Origin of the sequence: Chryseobacterium glaciei (genome assembly GCF_001648155.1) — a bacterium.
Classification (GTDB): Bacteria; Bacteroidota; Bacteroidia; order Flavobacteriales; family Weeksellaceae; genus Chryseobacterium; species Chryseobacterium glaciei.
In genome coordinates this window covers 619206-641045 of the sequence record NZ_CP015199.1, presented here as the reverse complement: position 1 = coordinate 641045, position 21840 = coordinate 619206, and the positions used below count along the sequence as shown (strand labels likewise).

General features: G+C 32.9%; 20 protein-coding genes and 1 tRNA gene. 7 read left to right on the top strand and 14 right to left on the bottom strand.

Annotated features, from left to right (window positions below; translation table 11 throughout):
• Positions 1-5: 5 nt before the first annotated feature.
• Positions 6-1424, top strand: coding sequence for an aminotransferase-like domain-containing protein (locus A0O34_RS02815; RefSeq protein WP_066750937.1), 1419 nt, complete (start codon positions 6-8; stop codon positions 1422-1424).
• A 193-nt stretch (positions 1425-1617) separates the two neighbouring features.
• Positions 1618-3327: a glycosyl hydrolase family 28-related protein gene (locus A0O34_RS02810; protein WP_066750936.1), complete on the top strand. Its 1710-nt coding sequence runs from the start codon at positions 1618-1620 to the stop codon at positions 3325-3327.
• Positions 3328-3400: 73 nt separating this feature from the next.
• Here A0O34_RS02810 and A0O34_RS02805 read toward each other — a convergent pair.
• A tRNA-Leu gene (locus tag A0O34_RS02805) sits at positions 3401-3482 on the bottom strand.
• A 74-nt stretch (positions 3483-3556) separates the two neighbouring features.
• The gene (locus A0O34_RS02800) at positions 3557-4324 is read right to left on the bottom strand and encodes an MBL fold metallo-hydrolase (RefSeq protein ID WP_066750935.1); all 768 of its coding nucleotides are present in this window, start codon (positions 4322-4324) and stop codon (positions 3557-3559) included.
• 54 nt (positions 4325-4378) lie between these two features.
• Between A0O34_RS02800 and A0O34_RS02795 the strand changes: the two genes are divergently transcribed.
• Together A0O34_RS02795 and A0O34_RS02790 are read left to right on the top strand one after the other, a co-directional pair.
• Positions 4379-5806, top strand: coding sequence for a nicotinate-nucleotide adenylyltransferase (locus tag A0O34_RS02795; RefSeq protein ID WP_066750934.1), 1428 nt, complete (start codon positions 4379-4381; stop codon positions 5804-5806).
• A 12-nt stretch (positions 5807-5818) separates the two neighbouring features.
• A complete protein-coding gene (locus tag A0O34_RS02790; RefSeq protein WP_066750933.1) occupies positions 5819-6268 on the top strand; it encodes a GAF domain-containing protein in 450 nt (149 codons plus the stop codon).
• 236 nt (positions 6269-6504) lie between these two features.
• Here A0O34_RS02790 and A0O34_RS02785 read toward each other — a convergent pair whose 3' ends face one another.
• The 3 genes from A0O34_RS02785 to A0O34_RS02775 all read right to left on the bottom strand — a co-directional run bounded on the left by A0O34_RS02785 (position 6505) and on the right by A0O34_RS02775 (position 9457).
• Positions 6505-7236 carry an ABC transporter substrate-binding protein gene (locus A0O34_RS02785; protein ID WP_066750932.1) on the bottom strand — a complete coding sequence of 244 codons (732 nt, stop codon included), beginning with the start codon at positions 7234-7236 and terminating at the stop codon, positions 6505-6507.
• A gap of 26 nt (positions 7237-7262) precedes the next feature.
• On the bottom strand, positions 7263-8585 hold the full coding sequence (gene mgtE / locus A0O34_RS02780; protein ID WP_066759443.1) for a magnesium transporter: 1323 nt from the start codon (positions 8583-8585) through the stop codon (positions 7263-7265).
• A 314-nt stretch (positions 8586-8899) separates the two neighbouring features.
• Positions 8900-9457 (bottom strand): pyruvate decarboxylase, encoded by a 558-nt coding sequence (locus A0O34_RS02775; RefSeq protein WP_066750931.1) that lies wholly within the window; start codon positions 9455-9457, stop codon positions 8900-8902.
• A gap of 173 nt (positions 9458-9630) precedes the next feature.
• On the opposite strand from A0O34_RS02775, the gene rpsO reads away from it, so the two are divergent.
• Both rpsO and A0O34_RS02765 read left to right on the top strand, forming a co-directional pair.
• Positions 9631-9900: a 30S ribosomal protein S15 gene (gene rpsO, locus A0O34_RS02770; protein ID WP_054510192.1), complete on the top strand. Its 270-nt coding sequence runs from the start codon at positions 9631-9633 to the stop codon at positions 9898-9900.
• Between the two features lie 164 nt (positions 9901-10064).
• Entirely contained in the window at positions 10065-10835 is a 771-nt protein-coding gene (locus A0O34_RS02765) for a hypothetical protein (protein WP_066750930.1), read from the top strand.
• 28 nt (positions 10836-10863) lie between these two features.
• Here A0O34_RS02765 and A0O34_RS02760 read toward each other — a convergent pair whose 3' ends face one another.
• Positions 10864-11223, bottom strand: coding sequence for a DUF4260 domain-containing protein (locus A0O34_RS02760; protein ID WP_066750929.1), 360 nt, complete (start codon positions 11221-11223; stop codon positions 10864-10866).
• 131 nt (positions 11224-11354) lie between these two features.
• Entirely contained in the window at positions 11355-12779 is a 1425-nt protein-coding gene (locus tag A0O34_RS02755; RefSeq protein WP_066750928.1) for a sugar MFS transporter, read from the bottom strand.
• A 449-nt stretch (positions 12780-13228) separates the two neighbouring features.
• Between A0O34_RS02755 and A0O34_RS02750 the strand changes: the two genes are divergently transcribed.
• A complete protein-coding gene (locus A0O34_RS02750; protein ID WP_066750927.1) occupies positions 13229-15490 on the top strand; it encodes a polyribonucleotide nucleotidyltransferase in 2262 nt (753 codons plus the stop codon).
• Between the two features lie 79 nt (positions 15491-15569).
• On the opposite strand, the gene A0O34_RS02745 is transcribed toward A0O34_RS02750, so the two are convergent.
• From A0O34_RS02745 to A0O34_RS02715, 7 genes are all read right to left on the bottom strand, one after another.
• Positions 15570-16628, bottom strand: a complete 1059-nt coding sequence (locus tag A0O34_RS02745) for a nucleotidyltransferase domain-containing protein (RefSeq protein ID WP_066750926.1) — start codon at positions 16626-16628, stop codon at positions 15570-15572.
• Positions 16629-16641: 13 nt separating this feature from the next.
• Positions 16642-17541, bottom strand: a complete 900-nt coding sequence (locus A0O34_RS02740; RefSeq protein WP_066750925.1) for a hypothetical protein — start codon at positions 17539-17541, stop codon at positions 16642-16644.
• Positions 17542-17551: 10 nt separating this feature from the next.
• Positions 17552-18262, bottom strand: a complete 711-nt coding sequence (locus tag A0O34_RS02735; RefSeq protein WP_066750924.1) for a hypothetical protein — start codon at positions 18260-18262, stop codon at positions 17552-17554.
• A 7-nt stretch (positions 18263-18269) separates the two neighbouring features.
• Entirely contained in the window at positions 18270-19217 is a 948-nt protein-coding gene (locus A0O34_RS02730) for a hypothetical protein (protein WP_066750923.1), read from the bottom strand.
• Between the two features lie 80 nt (positions 19218-19297).
• Positions 19298-20029 (bottom strand): ATP-grasp domain-containing protein, encoded by a 732-nt coding sequence (locus A0O34_RS02725; protein ID WP_082891085.1) that lies wholly within the window; start codon positions 20027-20029, stop codon positions 19298-19300.
• Complete coding sequence (locus A0O34_RS02720; protein ID WP_066750921.1) at positions 20026-20673, bottom strand: hypothetical protein; 648 nt, start codon at positions 20671-20673, stop codon at positions 20026-20028. Before A0O34_RS02720 ends, A0O34_RS02725 begins: the two co-directional genes overlap by 4 nt.
• A gap of 24 nt (positions 20674-20697) precedes the next feature.
• Positions 20698-21444 (bottom strand): nucleotidyltransferase domain-containing protein, encoded by a 747-nt coding sequence (locus A0O34_RS02715; RefSeq protein ID WP_066750920.1) that lies wholly within the window; start codon positions 21442-21444, stop codon positions 20698-20700.
• Positions 21445-21840 lie beyond the last annotated feature (396 nt).

The window sequence follows — 21840 nt, the reverse complement described above, 5'->3', positions numbered from 1 at the left end:
GATGTATGCAAACTTATAAATATGAAATATTTACTTCTATTTTGGAAGAACAGATAAAAAGTGGAGCAGTGAAGTTGGGAACCCGTTTGCCTTCTGTTAGAGAAATCAAAGAAAAATATCATTTAAGCATAAGTTCGGTTCAGAACGGATATGATTATCTTGTAATGAAAGGTTTGGTTGAAAATATTCCGCGTTCGGGTTATTTTGTAGCTTTTAATCAAAAGGAAACTATTCCTGAAAACACAATAAAACAATTAGCAGTTGCAAAAAATTCGCTATTTAATAAGAACCTTGAACTCACATCAACACGAAGTAAAGCTTTTGAGTACAATTCGTTCAATTCTACATCGCCAACAGATATTTTAATCCCTCAAAAATTGATTTTAAGAAAGATGCAGGAAGTTATCCGTGAAAAAGGAGCCTCACTTCTTCGTTATTATCCTTTAAATGGTTCATTATTATTAAGAGAAAAGATTACAGAACGTTCTGCAAAATATGGATGCATGATGAATGCAGAAGAATTGATCATCACAGACGGCGCGTTGCAGGCTCTTTATATTGCCTTGGCGTCTGTAACTAAGGCTGGTGATTTGATTGCAGTTGAAAGTCCGTGTGTTTTCTCTATTTTGGAGGTTATTTCTAATTTGAATTTGAAAACGATTGAAATTCCTTTACATTATAAAGATGGTTTTGATGTAAATTATTTCAGGAATATTTGTGATGAAAATCCTGTTCGGGCAGTTGTCGTTACTCCAAATTTTCATAATCCTACAGGGATTCTTATGACAGATGAAAGTAAAAAAGAACTTCTTTCCATTGCGGAAATTCATCAAATCCCAATCATTGAAAATGATATTTACGGAGATCTTTATTTTGGTGGAACAAGACCTTCCAACATTCGAAGTTTTGACAAAACAGGTTTGGTGATGACTTTTTCATCATTTTCTAAAACTTTAGCGCCGGGAATTCGTCTCGGATGGCTGAATCCAGGTAAATTTTATGCTGAAACTGAAAGATTAAAATTCTCTCTCGGCAGATCTGTTACCCCAATTTATCAGGAATTAATGATAAAACTTTTGGAAAGTAACAGTTATGATAGGCATTTGCGCTCATTTCGAAAACAATTGGAAAAACAGGCGATAGAATTATTAGATGCTTTAAGAAAATATTTCCCTGAAAATTCTTATTTCCACAGACCTCAGGGTGGATACAGTATTTGGGGAGAGTTGCCACAAAATCTGGATATGGAAGCTTTTTATGAGTATTGTGAAAGTCAGAAAATTTTATTTACTCCAGGTGATACTTTTTCTTTTACAGATGAATATAAATATCATTTTCGGGCTGTGTTTGCTGATCGTATAACTTCGGAAAGTATCCTGTCATTGAAAAAGGTAGGTGAAAAAACTAAAGAATTTTTGAACTAATTATTTATATTTTTTGAACTAAAGTTTAAAATTAAAAACTCTGAAATCTATTTCATAATTTTTTTTACGGAAAACAATCATTTATTAAAACACGTCAAGTTTTGGCGTTGGCGAGGGTTAGATTTGCATTAGAATATTCAACGATTGATCAATCACAAAACTAGATTACTAAAATTTTAATACAAATTAAATTATGACCTACGCAGACGATTTTTTTAAACCGACAAATACTTTACCATTAGACCCTTTGGTACAATTAATAGATGATATAACACATGAAAATGTTTTCTATGTAAGATGTGATACACAAACAAACCTGGTTGACGATAATTATATCTATAGAAAAAGTGTTAACACTTTTTATAAAAGACAAATTGACAACGGAGTCAATGTAAAGTGGTTTGGAGTAAAAGGAGATGGCATTACTGATGATACTAATGCATTAAAGTTGGCTATGCAAAAAGTATACAATCTATCAGTTCCAATCTCTCCGAATTTAGGATGGAGAAATCCTATGAAACTAGTCATTCCCGCCGGGAAATATAAGATTACCGGAAATCTTCTTGAAGTTTCTATGGATTCTGCAAGATTTATTTTTGAAGGTGATGGATGGCAAAATACAGAGATTATTTATGAGCCTGAAAACAATAATGATTTTATGTTGGATAACCAAGGAATCATTGGTTTTTCTACTTTTAAAGGTATTCAATTTACCTCTAAAAGTAAAGGAAAATTTCTGAATTTTGTTGGCGGTTTACCATTGGCGTCAAATGCTCAAAGTATGATATTTGAAAAGTGTTTTTTTGAAGGTTTTAATCAAATCATTGATTGTAATGGGGGAGATATGGCTTCAGAAGTTACTTTTACAGATTGTAAAATTAAAGGAGGAGATACTTCAGCAGTTTATTTTAAACTTGCTAATGATCAAGGAGTAAACTGGAGATTTTATGGTACAGATATAGAAGGTTTTACTGGCATTTTATTTGATTTTATAGAAGGACAAACTATCTCTTATTATCAAGGTTCTATTATGCCTGGTGCAGGAGGTACGGTTATTAGAATTAATAGCAATGCTAATCCAGATACTTTTGGAGGAGGAACTCAACCGCATATTTCATTTTGGGGCCCAAGGTTTGAATTACTGAATGGCGCAAAACTCATTCAAGTCTTTAATAAAAGTGTTAATTTTGTATTTAAATTTGATTCTTGTGGCATGGGAGGATCTACTATTAAGAATGGCTTACCTGCTATTGAGACTAAAGGTAAGGGAACTATTATTTTTGATACCTGTTCGAATTGGTATAATTATAAAATTTCACATGATATTGATAATGGCGAAGATTATTTATCTCCGTTGAGAATCATTTTCAAAAATATTGCACCTACACTTGATCAAATTAATCAGTCTATTTGCAATGCAGTAGGAAATATTTCTTCTTACCCTATCTATATTTTCGAAAACTGTAATACGAATTCTTGGTACAGACCTTGGAAAAAAGCAGCTCAGAATAGCCCTTATGGATGGAATGTTTCAAAGCATATTTCAGGAGTAAATGCAAATTCTGATGGAGTTTATTTGCCAACGGTTTCATTAGGAAATACAGTTAAAATTAACTTAAATATACCTGATCAATATATTACTGAAAGAAAGATTGTATTCAAAAAAGCAACAGATATTGGCGGATTTAATTATTTTTCTCAAGTTCATAATATCAAAGTTTTTGATAAAACAGAAACAATACTTATTACAGAAGGTAATTTTGATACAGATGAAGGATTAATTCTTTTAGATCCGAGAAATGGGATGTTACATGAAAATGATAAATATGTTATTCATCTTACGCCGACGACTTTTTCTGGAACTGATTTGGTAGTTGGAATAAATCTTATTTCTGAATATTAAATTATAATAGCCACGAAAGTGACGCAATTATAAAAATAAAAACCTCCAAAATCATTGATTTTGGAGGTTTTAGTACCCAGTACCAGAATCGAACTGGTACATCTTTCGATACTAGAGTTTGAGTCTAGCGCGTCTACCAATTCCGCCAACTGGGCTTGATGTTTGTTTTAAATTGGTGTGCAAATATAGAAACTTTTTTTAATGCTCAAAAGTTTTTACAGAAAAAATTTTAAAAATTTATCTCCAAACCATCGTAGGCAAGGTGCATTCCGAGCGGAAGTTGTTTATCTTCAACATCATGTAAACCTAAATGATGACTGATATGAGTTAAAAATAATTTCTTAGGTTTTAGCTCTTCGAACAGTTTTATAACGTCTGGAAGGATAAAATGTGCCGGATGCGGATCAAATTTTCGGATACAGTTCAAAACTAAGACATCCAAATTCTTCAGTTTTTCCTTTTCCGTGTCAGAAATAAAGCCGGCATCTGTGATGTAAGCCATATTTTTAAACTTATATCCAAAAACGGTAATCTTAAAATGAATCACTTCAATCGGAGTAATTTCTGTATCTAAAACAGTGAAAGGTTCATTTTCAATTTCATGAAGATCAAATGCGGGCGCACCAGGATATCTTTCGTCCGCAAAAGCATAAGGAAAACGATTTTTTATCTCGTGTCCGACTCTTGGATAGCAATAAATTGGCATATTTTTTCCACTTTTAAAAATAAGAGGTCGCATATCGTCAAGCCCGATCACATGATCATTGTGTTCGTGAGTAATAAGAGCGATATCAATTGTATTTTCATGATTTAGAAGCATTTGCTGCCGAAAATCCGGACCGCAATCGATCAGGATTTTTTTATTTTCTTCTGTAGAAATCATCACAGAAGATCGAAAACGATTGTCTTTGGGATTTTGTGATGTACACACCTCACAGGTGCAGCCAATAACGGGTACGCCTTGGGAAGTTCCCGTTCCTAAAAATTTCAACTTCATTTTCTTTTGAGGTTGGTTTAATTTTGGTAAATTTACGAAAAATTTAATGTCCTAATGTATCAGAAACTAACTCCTAAACAAAAAGCATTAACAATTAATCTAGATCCTACTATTTATGGTACTTTCGCAGAAATTGGAGCAGGGCAGGAGACTGTTCGACACTTTTTTAGAGCAGGAGGGGCTTCCGGTACGATTGCTAAAGCGATGTCTGCTTACGACAAAGATTTTAGTGATGCCATCTACGGAAAAGAGGTTAAAAACAGGTATGTTACTCAAAATAGACTTCGTAAAATGCTTCGTTATGAAGTAGCTTTAATTGAAGAACGAATTTCCAGAGATAACAACCCGAACAGAAAGTTTTTTTCTTACGCCAATACCGTTACAACAATTAACTTTGATAAGACTGTAAGAGGTCACGGTTGGGTAGGAATTCGTTTTCAGGTGAAGGAAAATGAAGATTATAATGAGATCGTTATCCACGTAAAATTCAAAGAGAATGATGCTACTTTACAGCAGGAAACTCTAGGAAACTTGGGGGTAAATCTTATTTTCGGAGCCTTTACATATTATGATAACCCAAGAAGGCTAATTGAATCTCTTTTCGACGACGTTGCAACCGATAACCTTGAAATTGATATGATTGATTTCAGCGGGCCGGCTTTCGCGTATGTTGACAACAGATTAATGTCTCTTCAGTTGGTTAAAAATAACATGACAGATGCGGTTATCTTCAACTCTCAAGGTAGCAATATGCTTCCGGCAGACAGTTTATACAAGAAAAACATTTTTGCGATCAGAGGAAGTTTCAGACCTGTGACCAAGGTAAATATTGATATGCTTCAAAACGGGATTGATATGTTTTTGAAAGATGCGGTCTGTACCCATGAAGAAACGGAAATTTTAATTGAAATTACCATTTCCAACCTTAGAGCAGACGGAGATATTGATGAAAGGGATTTCCTTGATAGAGTAGACGTTCTTGGTAAATTAGGTTACACTGTTATTATTTCAAACTTCTCTGAATATTACCGATTGATTGATTATTTTGCATCTTACACCACTGGGAATATTGGGGTAGCAATGGGTGTAAATAACTTGTTGATGGTATTTGACGAGAAATATTATAAGAATTTATCAGGCGGAATTTTGGAAGCTTTCGGTAAATTTTTCAGAAACGGAATGAGAGTATATCTGTATCCTTACAAAGATCCTGAAACTCATGAATTATTAGATTCTGAAAATCTTAAAGTAGAAGAAAATCTTAAAGAACTTTATAAATATTTTAAACTCAACAACCGTATTGTAGATATTAAAAACTATAATCCTGAGTTCTTGGAAATTTATTCAAGAGAAATATTAAGAAAAATTGCAGGGAACATCAAAGGTTGGGAAAATCAACTTCCTGAAGGTGTTGCTGAAATGATAAAAGAGCGCGGAATGTTCGGGTATAAACAAGAACTTTCGCTAAAACAATTCTCCTAAAAACAAAATATAATGTCAGAATTAAAGAAAAGACTTTCTTCTATACTTGAAAGTCCAAAACATAATACTGAAGAAAAGCTTCAGAAAGTTTGCCATCTTTTGGATCAGGAAATTTCTTATTTCAACTGGACAGGTTTCTATTTTAAAAATGGAGATAAGGACGAGTTGAAATTGGGTCCTTACGTTGGAGCTCCTACAGACCACGATATTATTCCTTACGGAAAAGGAATTTGTGGTCAGGTTGCCGTTTCTAATGAGACATTTGTTGTTCCTGATGTTCATCAACAGGATAACTATTTAAGTTGCTCAATTGATACGAAAGCTGAAATTGTAGTTCCGATTTTCAAAGACGGACAAAACATCGGTCAGATTGATATTGATTCTCACAAAATAGATCCTTTTACGGATGAAGACCGAGAATTATTAGAATGGCTTTGCAAAGAAGTTTCTAAGATTCTATAATTGAAAAAATATAAACTCCGATCTTCTGGTCGGAGTTTTTTTATGTATGCTATTGGTGACCTTGAGGCTTCAATCTCCAATAAATTCAGTATCAAATTTTCAAGAGAAATGTGATCAATAGGAACGGGCTTTAGCCCGTTTTGGGAAAATAGTAAAATCAAATTGGCTTTAGCCAAAGCTTAAAAGTAAAGCTTACAATTAGTGTCATTTGTGGAAAGCATTAGTGAAATTTGTGTTTAAACAAAATTCGCCTCAGAAATCAGTTCTTTAAAATAATTGTCACATTTCGCAATATGGGTTCCATACCATGAAAACGCTTCTCCATCAACGATCATGATCTTTTTATTTGGATAAAACTCTCTTAATTCCTCAATATGTTTCTCTTTAAATGGAAATGGCTCAGAGGAAAGCATGATAATGTCAGCTTCTGCCAGATCTTCGGTTTCAATTACCGGATAGCGGGTTTTATTTTCAAATATATTTTTAAAGCCAATTTCAGATAAAATACGATGGATAAAAGTATCAGAGCCAATCGTCATATAAGGATTTTTCCAGATCAAGTAAGCTACTTTTATAGGATAATTAATTTTAGTCTGACTCAGAACTTCGTAGGTTTTAAGATTGAATTGCTGTGCTTTTTCTTCTTTATTAAAAAGTAAACCCAGATTTTTTAATAGATAATAATTGTCTTCAATGGTTTCGACGTTAGTCACTACGACTTTAAAATCTTCCATCAAAGCCTCAACTTGTTCTTTGATATTTTCTTCTTTATTCGCAAGGATTATATCGGGTTGTAAAGCTTTAATTTTTTCAATATTAATATTTTTTGTTCCGCCAATAACAGCTACATTTTTTACTTTTTCTTCGGGATGGATGCAGAACTTGGTTCTTCCGATGACTTCATTTTCAGTTAAGCCCAAATCAAATAAAGCCTCAGTAATTGAGGGAACTAGAGAAACAATTTTCATTGTAATATTTTAGAGGTTGCCTAAAATTACAAAAGTTTACCCGTTAAGAAAAGTCCAGCTACGGAAAAGTAAATAATAAGTCCAGTAACATCTACTAAAGTCGCTACAAATGGAGCAGAAGAGGTTGCAGGATCGAGTTTTAATTTTTTCAGGATAAATGGAACCATAGAACCTGAGATTGTCCCCCAAAGTACGATCAATACTAAAGAAACGCCAACACTTAAACCTACAAAAGCCCAATGAATTCCATAATTAAACAAGCCTATCTTATGCCAGACCATGATTCGTAAAAATCCGATGATTCCAAGAATTCCACCAAGAAATAATCCTGTGAAAATCTCTTTTTTCATGACGTACCACCAGTCTTTCAATCCAATTTCCTGAAGTGCCATTGCTCTAATGATCAATGTTGCAGCCTGTGAACCAGAGTTTCCTCCACTGGAAATAATTAAAGGGACAAATAATGCCAAGACAACCGCTTTTTGAATTTCATCTTCGAAATAACCCATTGCGGATGCAGTCAGCATTTCGGAGAAAAATAAGATAACAAGCCACATTCCTCTCTTTTTTACCATTTCGATAAGAGAAGTCTGGGTGTAAGGTAAATCTAAGGCTTCAAGACCCCCGAATTTTTGGATGTCTTCCGTATTTTGTTGCTCAATTTGATCTAAAATATCATCAATCGTTACAATTCCGACCAAAACTCCGGCTTCTGTAATGATGGGAAGCGCAGTTCTGTCGTATTTTTCGAAATAAGTTACGGCATCTTCTTTTGAAGTCATTGTTGTTATCGCAACGAAGTGATTATCAGTCAATTCAGAGACTAGAGTGTCTTCTTCAGCTAATAATAAACTTCCTATTGCTAAGTCATCAACCAAACGATTCCTTTCGTCCACTACATATAAATGGTTCATCGTTTCAACCCTTTTTCCTACTTTTTTGATCTGTTGAAGACATTTTTTTACTGTCCATTCCTTACGGATCTGAATGTAATAAGGTGTCATCAAACGCGCAATGGAATCAGAATGATAGCCCAATAGTTTTAAGGCAATTCTTCTTTCCTGGGGATTAAGATGATTGATTGAATATTTAATAAGCTCATCCGGAAAGTCCTCAAACAGGGCAGTCCTGTCATCCGGAGTCATGGAGTTTAGGATCTCGGAAACGTCTTCACTGCCAATACTTCGGATGGTTTCTTCTTGAAAATCCGGATCTAAATGTGAGAAAACTTCAGCTTTGTATTGTTTCGGAACCTTTAAAAATTCCAACAGCCTTTTATCAGCAGGAAGTCCACTGAGAGTTTCGGCAATATCGGCAGGACTAAAGATAAGTTCGTCATTATAATTCAAAACGTGCAATTTTTAGGATATGCAAAAATAATTCAATTTTTTAGAACTGACCAATGATGTAGGAAAATTAAGGATTAATTAAAGTTATTCTTGAGAAGACTGAATTTTAGATTTGGAATTTCTAAATTTTTATTTTACCACAAAAGGCACAAAAGATTATCACAATGGTCATTTAAGTTTAACTAGTTCAATAATAGCTTTTGTCTCTTTTGTGTTTTTTTTTAGAATAAACAATCTTCTAAGAGTCAAAGGAATAAATATCCGTGAACAGAACGTGCGAACGAATTATAAAGTTTTAAACTAAATAAAAAAAATTAAAAACCTGCTTCTGTAGATGGTTTTAATCTCCTCAGTTCTTTTAGAATGCCTTTTATTGCTCCGTTTGTACCAATTTTAATAGAATTTTCTGCAGAACCCAAAAGACGCATGTTTTTGCGATAAGTATCGTAATCTGATTCTGTAATGAAATTTCCTTCTGCATCAAAAAGTTTCATACTTACAACGACTTGGTTAGAGAAAACATATTTTCCAAGACCTACTTTAAAATATCTTACTTTTGGAACGATGGCGAAATCGGCATCATTATTAATACAGTAATCAGCGATAGTTTGTTTATCAACACTGTCGAATGGAACCTGAGTTTCGGTTCGGAGCATTTTATTTCTCTTGTATCTGCTTAAATTATCAGAAACTGCACTGAAAAATGCATGATTAGTGGGTTCTTTGATTTCCTCAAGGTCGGGTTCTACCTCAGGATTGAAGTATAAGACCTTTCTTATTTTATCCTCGGAAGCATTTCTTTGTGCCTTTACTGAAGCAATGCCGATCAATAAAAAAGTGAAAACCGTACTAAAAGTTAAAATTTTTCTCATTTGTAATTCGTTTGCAAAATTACTGTCTTTTAATGGTATGGCATAATTTTTTTAAGAAATTTTTAACATTTTTTTCTATCAATTTTGATACATGAAATCAATAATGTTTTGCCCAATAAAAAAATAGTCGTACTTTTGCACCCGTTACATAATAATCATTAAACAATATTGGAATGTACTTAACAACAGAAAAAAAGCAGGAAATTTTCTCTAAACACGGGAAATCTGCAACAGACACAGGAAGTGCTGAAGGACAAGTAGCTCTTTTCACTTTCAGAATCAACCATTTATCTCAACACTTAAAGGCTAACCGTCACGATTTCGCAACGGAAAGATCTTTGGTTAAATTGGTAGGTAAAAGAAAAAGTTTACTAGATTACCTTAAAAATAAAGATATCGCAAGATACAGAGCAATTATTGCTGAACTAGGTTTAAGAAAATAATCTACAAAGATTTTCAGATAAAAAGCAACTTCGAAAGAGGTTGCTTTTTTGTTTTTATGCTAGATCTAATATAATTATTAAGAATTAATTTTTGTAATATTATATTTCTGCGTAAGAAGACTGCGTATTTAATTTATTATTTTGTAGTATTAAAAATAATAAATATGAAAATACATATTAAAAATAAGGAAAAAGCAATACTATCAAAGCTTTGTAAAGACGAATATAGAGTTGTTGCGAAACAGGAAGATCTTGAGGGAGGATATACTTATTTAATTTTTAACGAAAACTTTCAGGAAATAATGTTGAAAGATGATATTGTGGAAGTTACAGATGACGATATGAGTGATATGATTCAACGAAATGATCTTTGGTACGGAAGAAATTTTTATGTTAATGAGTTATTAGTGAGTCTTTTACAGTTGGAACCTGGGAGCCATATAAGCATCGGTCATATTTGGCTTGCAAGTAAGGCTTTTAGATATTTTGAAAAATATAATTACGAGATTCCTGATCATTATAAAAATACGGCGTTGAATGAAAAATACAAGATGAATCTTATTGAAGGTTTTCTAATGGCAATAAATCCTTATATAGAAAGGAAATTTATTGGTGGAAATTATTTTGAAAGCTTTGAATTTTATAAAGGAAAAGCTGTTTCTGAAATTGAACTTAAATTAGGTGAAAGTCTTACTGAACTTGATGTTGTTGAATATAAAAATCTTTTGAAAAGTTTTATTGAAAAATATTTACATGGTACGCAGCATAACGAAGAAAATTCTAAAATGTTTGCGGGTACTTTTTTTGTTTTAATCGATTCTTTTTTTATTTATGATATCACTCGTATTTTCTCTTATAAAACTTTTTATAATAATTGTTTTGTAGTTGAACATCAGAATGAATATTATTATCTGAATAAATTTTGGTGGGGATAATTCTGGTTTGAAGGAATGGTTTAATAAATTATTCCTTCTTTTTTCCAATTTTACCTAAATGAGTATTCTGAAAACTATCCAGATATTTCAATCCATATCCCAGCACTCTGTCAAAAGCAGAATGAGCAAATAAAATAGCTCCAATCATTTGTAAATAAGGAAGGGCGAGAAAAGTTCCTGCTAAATAAATTAAGATGGCAATTCCAAGATGATGGAAAAGATTATAACAAAATGCTCCTACTTTATTATTAACAGCATAACCTAACATGGAAATATCGGGAGCAAAAAATAACCCTGCGAACCACCACCAAGAAAATTCAGTGTGGGCAAAAGCAAAAACTCCCAAGATTAAGAATGCGACGTATTCAAGTTGTAATTGTGTTTTCATTGGTATTTTAGTTTAATTATTTGATGCTAAGATATGTTTCTATTTCAGACGAAAGACTTTATTCAAATACTTTAAACAAAAAAATGAGACACTTAAAAAGTGCCTCACATGATTTATATTTTTAATTGAAATTAATGTCCGGATTTGGATTCTGTAGTTTCTACATGACCAAGATATTTTGTACAATAAGCTCCAAAAATTAAGATCATTAAATAACAGAACACAGGAATAATAAACGAATGTTGAACTCCAAACTGATCTGCCAAATATCCTTGGAAAATAGGAACAATAGCCCCTCCAAGAATTGCCATTACCACCAAAGATGATCCCTGACTTGTATATTTTCCCAACCCTGAAATTGCCAATGTGTAAATGTTTGAGAACATAATTGAATTGAAAATTCCGATTCCCAGAACGCTGTACATTGCTAATTCACCGTGATTTACCATCGTTGAAATCAACAGAATAACGTTAATCGCAGCAAAGATAGAAAGTGTTCTTGCCGGAGCAGCTTTACCAATAAAGAATGCAATGAAATTAAGAACGATAAATACCAAGAAGAAACTGATCTGAGCAAACGAAAGATTCACAATGCTGAAAATGACTAAGAACACCAACGCAGCAGCTCCCAACATATAAATCGCTTTCTTTCCTTGGCTTATCGATTGGTTTAAAGAAATCGCTCCAAGAAAACGCCCGATCATAGCTCCTCCCCAATACAGAGAAAGATAATTTTTACTAATCACTTCATCAAAGCCCATAATTTGTGGCTGTTCCAGGAAACTGATAATGAAACTTCCAACAGCAACTTCACCTCCTACATAACAAAACATAGCAAAAACTCCGAATTTCAAATGATTGAATCTCAACGCTCCCCAACCTTTTACCACTTCTTCACCATCATTGGTTTGAAACGATGGTAATTTTACTCTTGAGATCAATAAAGCGACCAATAAAAGAATACCTGCAAAGATTAAATAAGGAATTCTTGTTGCAACCGCGCTGAAAGAACCGTCTTCGGCAGAAAATAATTCAAAGATCAAGTGTCCTCCTAAAACTGGAGCAATTGTAGTTCCCAACGCATTGAAAGCTTGCGTCATATTCAGGCGGCTTGATGCTGATTCTTCTGATCCTAATAAAGAAACGTAAGCATTTGCAGTAATTTGCAGTACGGTAAATCCTAACCCAAGAACAAACAAGGCCCCTAAAAATAGAGGATAGGAAGAGAAAGTAGCAGCCGGATAAAATAAGATACATCCGAACGTTGCCAGGAAAATTCCGAAGAGAATTCCTTTTTTGTAACCTACTTTGTTGATGGGATCTCCTTTTGTAATAGAGATGAAAAAATAAATTAATGAGCCAATAAAATAAGCTCCAAAGAAACAAAACTGTACCAGCATCGATTCGAAGAAGGTTAGTTTGAAAAGTTGTTTTAGGTAAGGAATCAAAATGTCATTCATACAAGTGATGAATCCCCACATAAAAAATAGAAGAGTGATGGTAATAAGCGGAATAGTGTAATTCCTGCTTTGCGATTTTACTTCATTATTATTCATATACACACATATTTAAACAAAAGAGTTTTCTTAGAACTCATTTAGTCGGTTTCAAAGAGAAATTTCTTTAAATTTTTCACATATTTAAAAGTCAGGCAAATATAGGGGAACAACTTTTTTTTTCGGCAACTTTTTTGGTCTTTTTTACCTTTAAATACAATATTTCTTATTTTGAGACAATAATATAATGAAGGTAAGATTTTTACAGCTAAAATAATTTCAAACTAAGTTGCTTTTTGTTTTTTGAGGTTGATGAATAAACATTATAATTCTTGCAGTAATTTTATATTTGAAGCTAAATATTTAGTCAGAGCATCAAAACCAGAGGTATTATTTAATCATTTGAAAATTTAATTATCTCATTATTATACCTTATCTTTGCAAACGAAAATTTAGACGAAATATCAATAATTAAAGCGCTCAATACGGAGTGCAACACAAAACTATTTATGAGTATACCTCAAGCAATTACAGAAACGATTACTCTTGCAGACGGCAGAGAAATTACAATTGAAACAGGAAAATTAGCAAAACAGGCTGATGGTTCTGTAGTCGTAAAAATGGGCGGAACAATGCTTTTAGCAACTGTTGTAGCCAGTAAAGAAGCAAAAGACGGAGTAGATTTTCTACCCTTAACGGTAGATTACAGAGAAAAATTCTACGCAGGAGGTAAGATTCCTGGAAACTTTTTTAGAAGAGAAGCCAGACCATCTGATCAGGAAATCCTGACAATGCGTTTGGTAGACAGAGTTCTTAGACCATTATTCCCTGAAGATTTCCACGCGGAAGTTCAGGTAATGATTTCATTAATTTCTTATGACGGAGTGTCAATTCCTGATGATTTAGCAGGTCTTGCAGCATCTGCAGCGATTGCTATTACAGATATCCCTTTCAACGGACCAATGTCTGAGGTTAGAGTTGTAAGAATCAATGGTGAACTTTCTGTGAACCCTAATTATGCAGATCTTAAAATTGCTGACCTTGACATCATGGTGGGAGCAACTAAAGACTCTATCGTAATGGTAGAAGGTGAGATGAAAGAAATTTCTGAGCAGGAAATGCTTGAAGCAATCCAATTTGCTCACGTAGAAATCAAAAAACAAGTTGAAGCTCAGGAAAGATTAGCTGAAAAAGTAGGCAAATCATTCCCAAAAAGAGAATATAGTCACGAAAATCACGACGAAGCAATCCGTGAGAAAGTATGGAAAGAAACATACGATAAAGTATATGAAGTAGCGAAAACTCCTTCAGGAAAAGAAGAAAGAGGTGAGAAATTCAAAGCTGTTTTAGCTGAATTTTTAGCTCAATATGTTGAAAATGCTGAAGAATTGGAAAGAGTAACTCCTTTCGCTAAAGTATATTTCCATGATGTAGAGAAAGAAGCGATGCGTCAGATGATTTTAAATGATAAAATCCGTCTTGATGGTCGTGATCCTGAAACAATTCGTCCAATCTGGAGCGAAATTGATTATTTACCGGGAGCTCACGGTTCTGCAATTTTCACAAGAGGTGAAACTCAGTCTTTAACGGCAGTAACATTAGGTTCAGTGAAAGATGCGAACATGGTAGACAGCGTAATGGTAAACTATGACGAAAGATTTTTCTTACATTATAACTTCCCGCCGTTCTCAACGGGTGAAGCAAGACCTTTAAGAGGAACTTCAAGAAGAGAAGTAGGACATGGTAACCTGGCTCAGAGAGCGTTGGCAAACATGATTCCTGAAGAAAACCCTTATACAATCCGTATCGTTTCTGATATTTTAGAATCAAACGGTTCATCTTCTATGGCGACTGTTTGTGCAGGAACTTTAGCATTGATGGATGCTGGTATTCAGATTTTAAAACCGGTTTCCGGAATTGCAATGGGATTAGTAACAGACGTTAAAACAGGAAAATTCACAGTACTTTCTGATATCTTAGGTGATGAAGATCACTTGGGAGATATGGACTTTAAAGTAACGGGAACTGCAGACGGTATCACAGCTTGTCAAATGGATATCAAAATCCAGGGACTATCTATGGATATCATGGAGAAAGCACTTTTACAGGCTAAAGACGGAAGATTACACATCCTTAATAAAATCACTGAAACAATTGCAGTACCAAGAGAAGACGTGAAACCTCACGCTCCGAAAATGGTAATGCTTGAAATCTCTAAAGATTTTATCGGTGCTGTTATCGGACCTGGTGGAAAAATCATTCAACAACTTCAAAAAGATACAGATACTGTTATTGCTATTGAAGAAGTAGGAGAAATCGGAAGAATCGAAATTTCTGGTGTAAGCAGAGAGAAAATCAATGCAGCAATCGCAAGAATCAACGAGATTACATTTGTACCTGTAGTAGGTGAGGTGTACCAAGGAAAAGTTGTTAAAGTAATGGATTTCGGAGCTTTTGTAGCAATTGCAAAAGGAACTGAAGGATTACTTCACATTTCTGAGATCGAGTGGGCTCGTCTTGATAAAGTACCTTACAACGAAGGTGACGAAGTAGAAGTGAAGTTCATGGGGTTTGATGATCGTAAGAAAATGAAACTTTCAAGAAAAGTTTTGTTGCCAAGACCTGCAAGACCTGAGTCTAAACCAAGACCGGAAGGACAAGACAGACCTCAAGGTGACAGAAGACCAGAAAGACAGGACAGACCAGAAGGTGATAGAAGACCGGCTGATCAGGCTCCAAATGAAAATCAAAATCCTTCATCTGAAGCATAAGATTAAATCCTAGATATATTTAAATCCCTCAATTTGAGGGATTTTTTGTTGTTTAAAAGTCAAATCTTTGCAGAAATAATTAATGATATAAATCTTCTCTTATTTCAATTAAAATTTTTGTTGTTTTCTCCAAGTCAGACGTATCGGGAAGACGGGAAATCGAGTGATAATGCTCAATAGATTGTATCAAACCTTCTGCTTTCTGCATAACGGCTTCATAAGACCAGTTTCCTGCTTTAATATCTAATAATTCATCCCGATTTTCTACACGAATGTTCAACGAACCGGTTTTGAAAATCTGTTCACAAGACTGCAACAAACGAATCGTGTGCATCATGTTTTTGCTGTCGTAGTTTTGTCCGTGAGTTTGATTGACGTTGTAACGGTCTTCATTTCGTTCGGAAACCCACTTCCAATATTCTCTGTAATCTTTGCAGTAAGTGGAGTAGGCATCAAGGTTGCAAAATAAATAGGCAACAGATTTTTCCTCTTTCGGGACAGATGAAACCGAAACCTGATTGGCTTCTTCATTTTGAATAATTCCTTTGTAGTTTAAATCACGCGATTCATCGTAGAAAAGGGCAAACATTCCTTTGGTATTGTCGATGCTGACCAATCCGCACTGTTCCTGAAATTTTCTATTTTCTGAAAGCCATTTTTTCAACGGAATTGAACCTTGATTTTGTAAAACATAACAGAAATCAAGAATAGATTTTCTTTCTTTATCAATCGGATTGAGAATCTTTTTATTAAGGCCTTTTGCTTTTTTGATCTGTGAAATCGCGTAACCTGCAAATGTATCTTTACATAATTTGGTAAGAAAATCTTCAGGTTTCAACAAATCCATCAACGGATTTTTATGTTGAATACAGTCTTCCGGACTTGCCAGAACTTCCAGAATATTCGGATTGTTTTTCTGTAATAATTCTATAAATCTTCCGATCTCATAATAGGTAATGTCGTTCGTTTCGTTAGAAATTTGAGGAATATAATTTAAACCAAAAAAATCTTCTTTCGGTAAATAATATACTCCTCGGATATCTGTATCCGAGTTTTCTGTTGCCAGTCCGAAAGAGCGGCTTCCGGAGATGGTTTCAAGGAGGATGAGGTTTTTATTTTTTAGGGTTTGGATGGTCATTTTAAATTATTTTTTATAATTTTTCAAAATCTTCAAACTTAAGTTTTTGAGAATTATCTTTAAAATATCTTTTGTCTTTTTTACTTTTAAAAACTATTTTTCCAGAAAAACTACCATTAATAATAAGATATTCTTCTTTAATAGGAATGGCAACAAAAAAACATTCTTCAATATTGTTATCAAAATCTTTAAAACATCTATTTAGAAAAGATACATTTGTTTTTTCCGAAATAAATTTATTTTCTAGTAACGAAAATCTATTTTGAGCTTCATTCACCAGAATTTGTAATCTATCGGAGTTTTCAGGTTTTGGAAAAGTTTTAAAGTGTGTATTAACAATATGTTTAATAAATTCTAGTTTATAGAAAATCTTATATTCTTTGAAATTTTTTATAGCTAAATACGTCGGATCTTCTGAATCATTTTTTAAATTGGCACATCGGACTTTAATAGATTCTGGTATATCAATTCCAAATTTTAGCTTTAAATCATCACAATATTTTATAAATTTATTTTCTTCTTTGTATAAAACTTTTAATTCTCCTTTTGCTATGCTTTTTTCAACACTTACAAACACTGGATTTCTTCCTTTGCGCCATATTCCATCTCTGAATATCAATGAAAAATATTTATATTCTTCTCTGTTTTCTGCATTAAAACTGATGTGAAGAGTATCCCTTTCTTTAGGAGTATATTCAAAATCAAAAATATTTTCTTCGTTAAGCTTCGAAATGATATTTTCTGCAGAAATTCCATTTTCAAAATCTTCTGTTGATTTCATGATTTTTCCACGTATCATGGATTTTTTTGAATCTATATACATACTTAAAGTCCAGATATAAATGTCTTTGACTTCATAAATATCTCCCTCCACACAAGTGCAGAATTGTAATTCAGTATTTGGTGTACACATAATAGCAAATTTAATCTAAAAAGTAAGGTGAGAAATCAATTCCCTGAATACATCCGATAATCGGTAAAACATTATCGCCATTCATTGTGACTTCATATTCACTATAGGTAAGTTGTGAAACTTTTTGATGCCAACTTTTTTGATGTTCAATTTTAATATTTTGAACATTAATTAGGCAGTGCAATCCACCATTTGTTTTGATAAAAGTAAGACAATCGGAATTAATACAATCTGCAATATCTGACCTAAATTTTCCAATAGCTTCCTGATGATCTTCAATTCTGAAATCAATATCCAGATCAAAGAAGATTTTCCTTGAAGTTGTTGTTTGAATTGTATTTAAAGCTAATGTATAAGGATTAATTGCATTATCATTTTTAATTAGTTTTTCCGAAATTTCTTTCATTAAAATTAAAGATGATTTATGCAAATCTCTTGGATTAGGAGTGATATAAATTGCCAGATTATCCTGAGAAATTTCAAGATTTCCCGATTCATATAATCCTAAAGGAAGTTCAAGCTGTTTGATTTTCTGCAACAACCTTTCTTTTGTAGAAGTAAAACGTTTTAATTGGGCTTTGTCTGATTTCAAACCCTTTTCCGGATTGTATTTCTTTCTTGCAAGAAGTGTTACATAATATTGTTCGTTGGGTAATAAATCAGGTAGCCAATCGATGAATTGCTGTAGTTTTTCTTCGTTGTATATAATTTTGTAGTTCATTTGGTTTTTAATTTTGTTTTTGAAAATTGATAACTATTTCTACCCAGTCTAAAATAATGCTTTTTAAATCTTCAAGATTTTTAAAGTGGTAATCTTTCTCATTGGTATTGGATAAAATACCACTTCTATATATTTTATCTTTAATTTTAAATATAAAATGCGTCTGTGGAAGATCTAGGATTGCACCTCCACCATAATATCTATAGTTTTCGTTTTCCTGAATAACTTTTAATAGTTGAAACAAAATATTTTTTGGAATTTGCCCCTGATGAACAAAATCTAAATTTTTTCCTGAAACATCAGATAATTCATTAGAACGAATATGAAGATAATAATCAAATTCATTGTCAATCAATAGGTTTATGCTTCTGACTCTTAAATCTCCTCGTAGCCCGTCTGATTTTTCAAAGAGAAATATATAGTCACTATTTAGAAAATCTTCATCGTTAATGTAAATAGGGAGTTTATACTTTCTTTTTCTAAATCCATCCTCATCTGTATCTGGATTTCTGTATGAGTAAAATAAAACTTCATATCCTATTTTTGAAACGATAAAATCGTTATTCAAATTATTTCCCAAAGAGAAAATAAAAGATTCTTGTTCCCATGAATATCCCTTTGTTTTCAGATTCCATTTGTCTTTTGTAAAAATAAATTCTATCCAGTAATAGGAGGAAATCAAACTTGCTTTTAAAAGAAAAATATCCCTGTATTGCGGTGTATAATTAATGCTTTTAAAGAAATCACCTCTAGTAAAATCATTAAATAAATTTACTATAGTTTGTAATGTTTCTTCTAAACTTTTCTCATCGTCAAAAATTCTTTTCCAAGGAAATTGCATCCCAATAATCGTTGGTTTACCATCTTTGAAATTTGGCAGATAACGTTTTATTGCCCAATTAAATTCAGCTTCCTGATGGGTTTGGTTGATGGTGATAATATTTTCTTTTTCCATGACTAATGTTTTTGTGGTTAAGAATAGTAAAAAAAGTCCCTTACTGAAAAGGAACTTTTACAATTATAATTAAATTAATTCTAATTTTTAATACAACTATCCACAATCACCTCCAAAGCTGTCTCCGCATTACAATTATACAACCCTGAACACCAAGCCGGATTTGCCTCAATCAAGGCCCAGCCTTTTTCTTTGATAATTCCAAAGTCAATAACGATAGCATTGGGGAGTGTTGATGAATATTTTTGAATGAAATTATTGAAAAACTCAAGCATATCTTTTTCCTCTGTTTCAGAAAGTGGATCAGTGTCGAAAGTATCGTTTCGCCAATAAGAAGAATAAGTTTTTATTTCATTATTTAAAACAAAACATCTTACTTCGAGCTCCCATTCCACAACTTCTGAGGTGAAAACGGTACTTTCCAAATCCAATGTATCAAAACCTTTGATATTGGTCACTTTGTCGAAAACTCCGGCTTTAAAACTTTTAAAATCAGAACATTTAATAAATATATTTTCTTCATCAACGAATTCTTTTAATTGTCCATAAGAAATTTTGCGTTTCGTGAATTCTTCTGAAATTTTTGAAAGCCAATCGTCTTCTGGTTTTGTCAAGGTCAAATTACATTGTTCAGCAACAATTTCTGCATAAATATCTTCTCCATATACTGCAATCACATCTGAACGAAACTCTTCGGGAACGTTCCATTTTGCATTAAAACGGTTCAGTTCGTAAAGCGAATTAATCGATGCTTTTTTGAGGTTATTACTATCTTCCGTATACATGGGAGATAGAGCGATTATATTTTTCATGCAATTATATTTTCTTTTTTTAATTTTCCTATTAAGTTATGACGTTCGTTTTCAGATAGACTATCGAAAAAGATGATCCATCCTTCAGGATATTGTCTGGCGTGAATGAGATTTAAATTATTTTTCCACATACGATGATACTTATCGGAACATTCATCAATAAAATCATAATCCGAAAAATACTCCGACAGTATATTAATATTACAAAATAAATCATTTCCAAGTCCCGGAAGATGAGTGTAATGTCGATATTCTTCAAAAAAAGCCTGCTGTTCTATGAAAGTTTCAAAACTTTCAAAATAGAAATAGAAGTCATAAGAATCGCAACCGCAATCTCTCAATGCAACTTTTCCATTTTCAGCAATATAAAAACTGTCATTTATAGAAAATAAAGTTTGTACCTTCCAATGATAGGTATTGATTCCTTTATGTTCTTTTACTTGTTTTGGAGTAAAAATATGAATAATTGTATCTTGAATATAAAGGCCAGAAAAATTCTTCTGAAATCTTAAAATTTCAAAAGGAGTCTGAAGATTATAGAAATTTAAATGCTTTTCTAAGATTTTTAAATCTATTTCATACTCCTTATTTTTTCCTTGCTTCTCTAGAAAATTTAAGGCTCTTTCAGATAGTTGTTTTATCATATTTAAAAAAATACTTCTAAATTATTACTTTAATATTTCCCTAAAAACTTTTTCCATCTCATTTTTATCAGCATCTCCTCCAGCCAAGCTCTTCGCTTTTTCCTCATTATCTTTCACCATTTTCTCCAAAAATCCAAAAAGTTCCCAGTCATTCGCATGATAATAAGATTCTCCTTTTGTGGCTTTTAAAGCAACAAGATCTTCTATTTTCGTTCTTGTAAAATCGTCAACTAAAACCAACAATTCACTGAACAAAACTGGCGGAACCGTTCCTTTTTCTAATATCCATTTTCCGGTTAAAGCCGTTCGAAGGCAGTAAAAATAACTTTTCAATTTTACTTCATCGGCTCTGCAGGCTTCCAGATATTTTTTGCTCATGCTCAGATAATGATAAGAAACCGCTATCGGAGAAAAGCATTCATCTGCCAAAGGTTTAAATAAGTCATAGAACTTTTCGTTTTTCATATAAACGATAGGCGAGTAAAACCAACTCAACAAAGCGGCGTTTGATTTATGTAAAAGATGAAAAGTCTTTCGCAAATCCCATCCAGAACCGTCCAGATCATCTTCAGTCATAAATTCTATCGTCTCATCTTTATCCCATGGAGAAAGATACCAGTCTTTTTCATGTCGGTATATGAAACGTATATCGTAATCGCTGTCAGGTGAAGCAAAACCCCAGGCTCGGCTCCCTGATTCTACGGCCAAAAGTATTTCTATGTTTCTTTCTGCCTCTATTTCTTTTAATTTTTCTAATATTTTGGGTGTCATTATTTTTAATTTATAATGCAAAGTAAATTGAGATCTGCGCAATGTTTTTACGTAGTTTTTTTGTTTGAGAGTTCTTGTGTGGGAGAGTTTGAGTGTTTTAGCGTTTGAATGTTGTAGAGTTATAACTTACTTGCTTAAAAGGGATTGAACTTCGACATAAGAAAATGAAGCGTTAAGAAAATAGTCTATGCGAACGTTAAGAAAATTCTACTGTTTGAAGCGCGAGACCAATTTCGAATCGAAGAACCAATATTGAAATCGCGCAAGTTTTAGAATTTTTAGAGAGTATAGATTATTTTTAGCGGAAGTTTCCAAGTCTTGATTTTTTCTTTCTTTTGCATCAAGGCAAAAGGAAATATTTAAAATATCAAATGTTTAGGATTTGAATGTTGTAGA

What these genes read in the sequence shown, in the direction of transcription:
- A0O34_RS02745 (WP_066750926.1), bottom strand. Translation starts at nt 16,628, where the DNA reads ATGACCATCCAAACCCTAAAAAATAAAAACCTCATCCTCCTTGAAACC.
- A0O34_RS02750 (WP_066750927.1), top strand. Translation starts at nt 13,229, where the DNA reads ATGAGTATACCTCAAGCAATTACAGAAACGATTACTCTTGCAGACGGC.
- A0O34_RS02715 (WP_066750920.1), bottom strand. Translation starts at nt 21,444, where the DNA reads ATGACACCCAAAATATTAGAAAAATTAAAAGAAATAGAGGCAGAAAGA.
- A0O34_RS02800 (WP_066750935.1), bottom strand. Translation starts at nt 4,324, where the DNA reads ATGAAGTTGAAATTTTTAGGAACGGGAACTTCCCAAGGCGTACCCGTT.
- A0O34_RS02790 (WP_066750933.1), top strand. Translation starts at nt 5,819, where the DNA reads ATGTCAGAATTAAAGAAAAGACTTTCTTCTATACTTGAAAGTCCAAAA.
- A0O34_RS02735 (WP_066750924.1), bottom strand. Translation starts at nt 18,262, where the DNA reads ATGAACTACAAAATTATATACAACGAAGAAAAACTACAGCAATTCATC.
- A0O34_RS02755 (WP_066750928.1), bottom strand. Translation starts at nt 12,779, where the DNA reads ATGAATAATAATGAAGTAAAATCGCAAAGCAGGAATTACACTATTCCG.
- A0O34_RS02775 (WP_066750931.1), bottom strand. Translation starts at nt 9,457, where the DNA reads ATGAGAAAAATTTTAACTTTTAGTACGGTTTTCACTTTTTTATTGATC.
- A0O34_RS02795 (WP_066750934.1), top strand. Translation starts at nt 4,379, where the DNA reads ATGTATCAGAAACTAACTCCTAAACAAAAAGCATTAACAATTAATCTA.
- A0O34_RS02765 (WP_066750930.1), top strand. Translation starts at nt 10,065, where the DNA reads ATGAAAATACATATTAAAAATAAGGAAAAAGCAATACTATCAAAGCTT.
- A0O34_RS02730 (WP_066750923.1), bottom strand. Translation starts at nt 19,217, where the DNA reads ATGGAAAAAGAAAATATTATCACCATCAACCAAACCCATCAGGAAGCT.
- A0O34_RS02815 (WP_066750937.1), top strand. Translation starts at nt 6, where the DNA reads ATGCAAACTTATAAATATGAAATATTTACTTCTATTTTGGAAGAACAG.
- A0O34_RS02785 (WP_066750932.1), bottom strand. Translation starts at nt 7,236, where the DNA reads ATGAAAATTGTTTCTCTAGTTCCCTCAATTACTGAGGCTTTATTTGAT.
- A0O34_RS02725 (WP_082891085.1), bottom strand. Translation starts at nt 20,029, where the DNA reads ATGAAAAATATAATCGCTCTATCTCCCATGTATACGGAAGATAGTAAT.
- rpsO (WP_054510192.1), top strand. Translation starts at nt 9,631, where the DNA reads ATGTACTTAACAACAGAAAAAAAGCAGGAAATTTTCTCTAAACACGGG.
- A0O34_RS02720 (WP_066750921.1), bottom strand. Translation starts at nt 20,673, where the DNA reads ATGATAAAACAACTATCTGAAAGAGCCTTAAATTTTCTAGAGAAGCAA.
- A0O34_RS02740 (WP_066750925.1), bottom strand. Translation starts at nt 17,541, where the DNA reads ATGTGTACACCAAATACTGAATTACAATTCTGCACTTGTGTGGAGGGA.
- A0O34_RS02810 (WP_066750936.1), top strand. Translation starts at nt 1,618, where the DNA reads ATGACCTACGCAGACGATTTTTTTAAACCGACAAATACTTTACCATTA.
- A0O34_RS02760 (WP_066750929.1), bottom strand. Translation starts at nt 11,223, where the DNA reads ATGAAAACACAATTACAACTTGAATACGTCGCATTCTTAATCTTGGGA.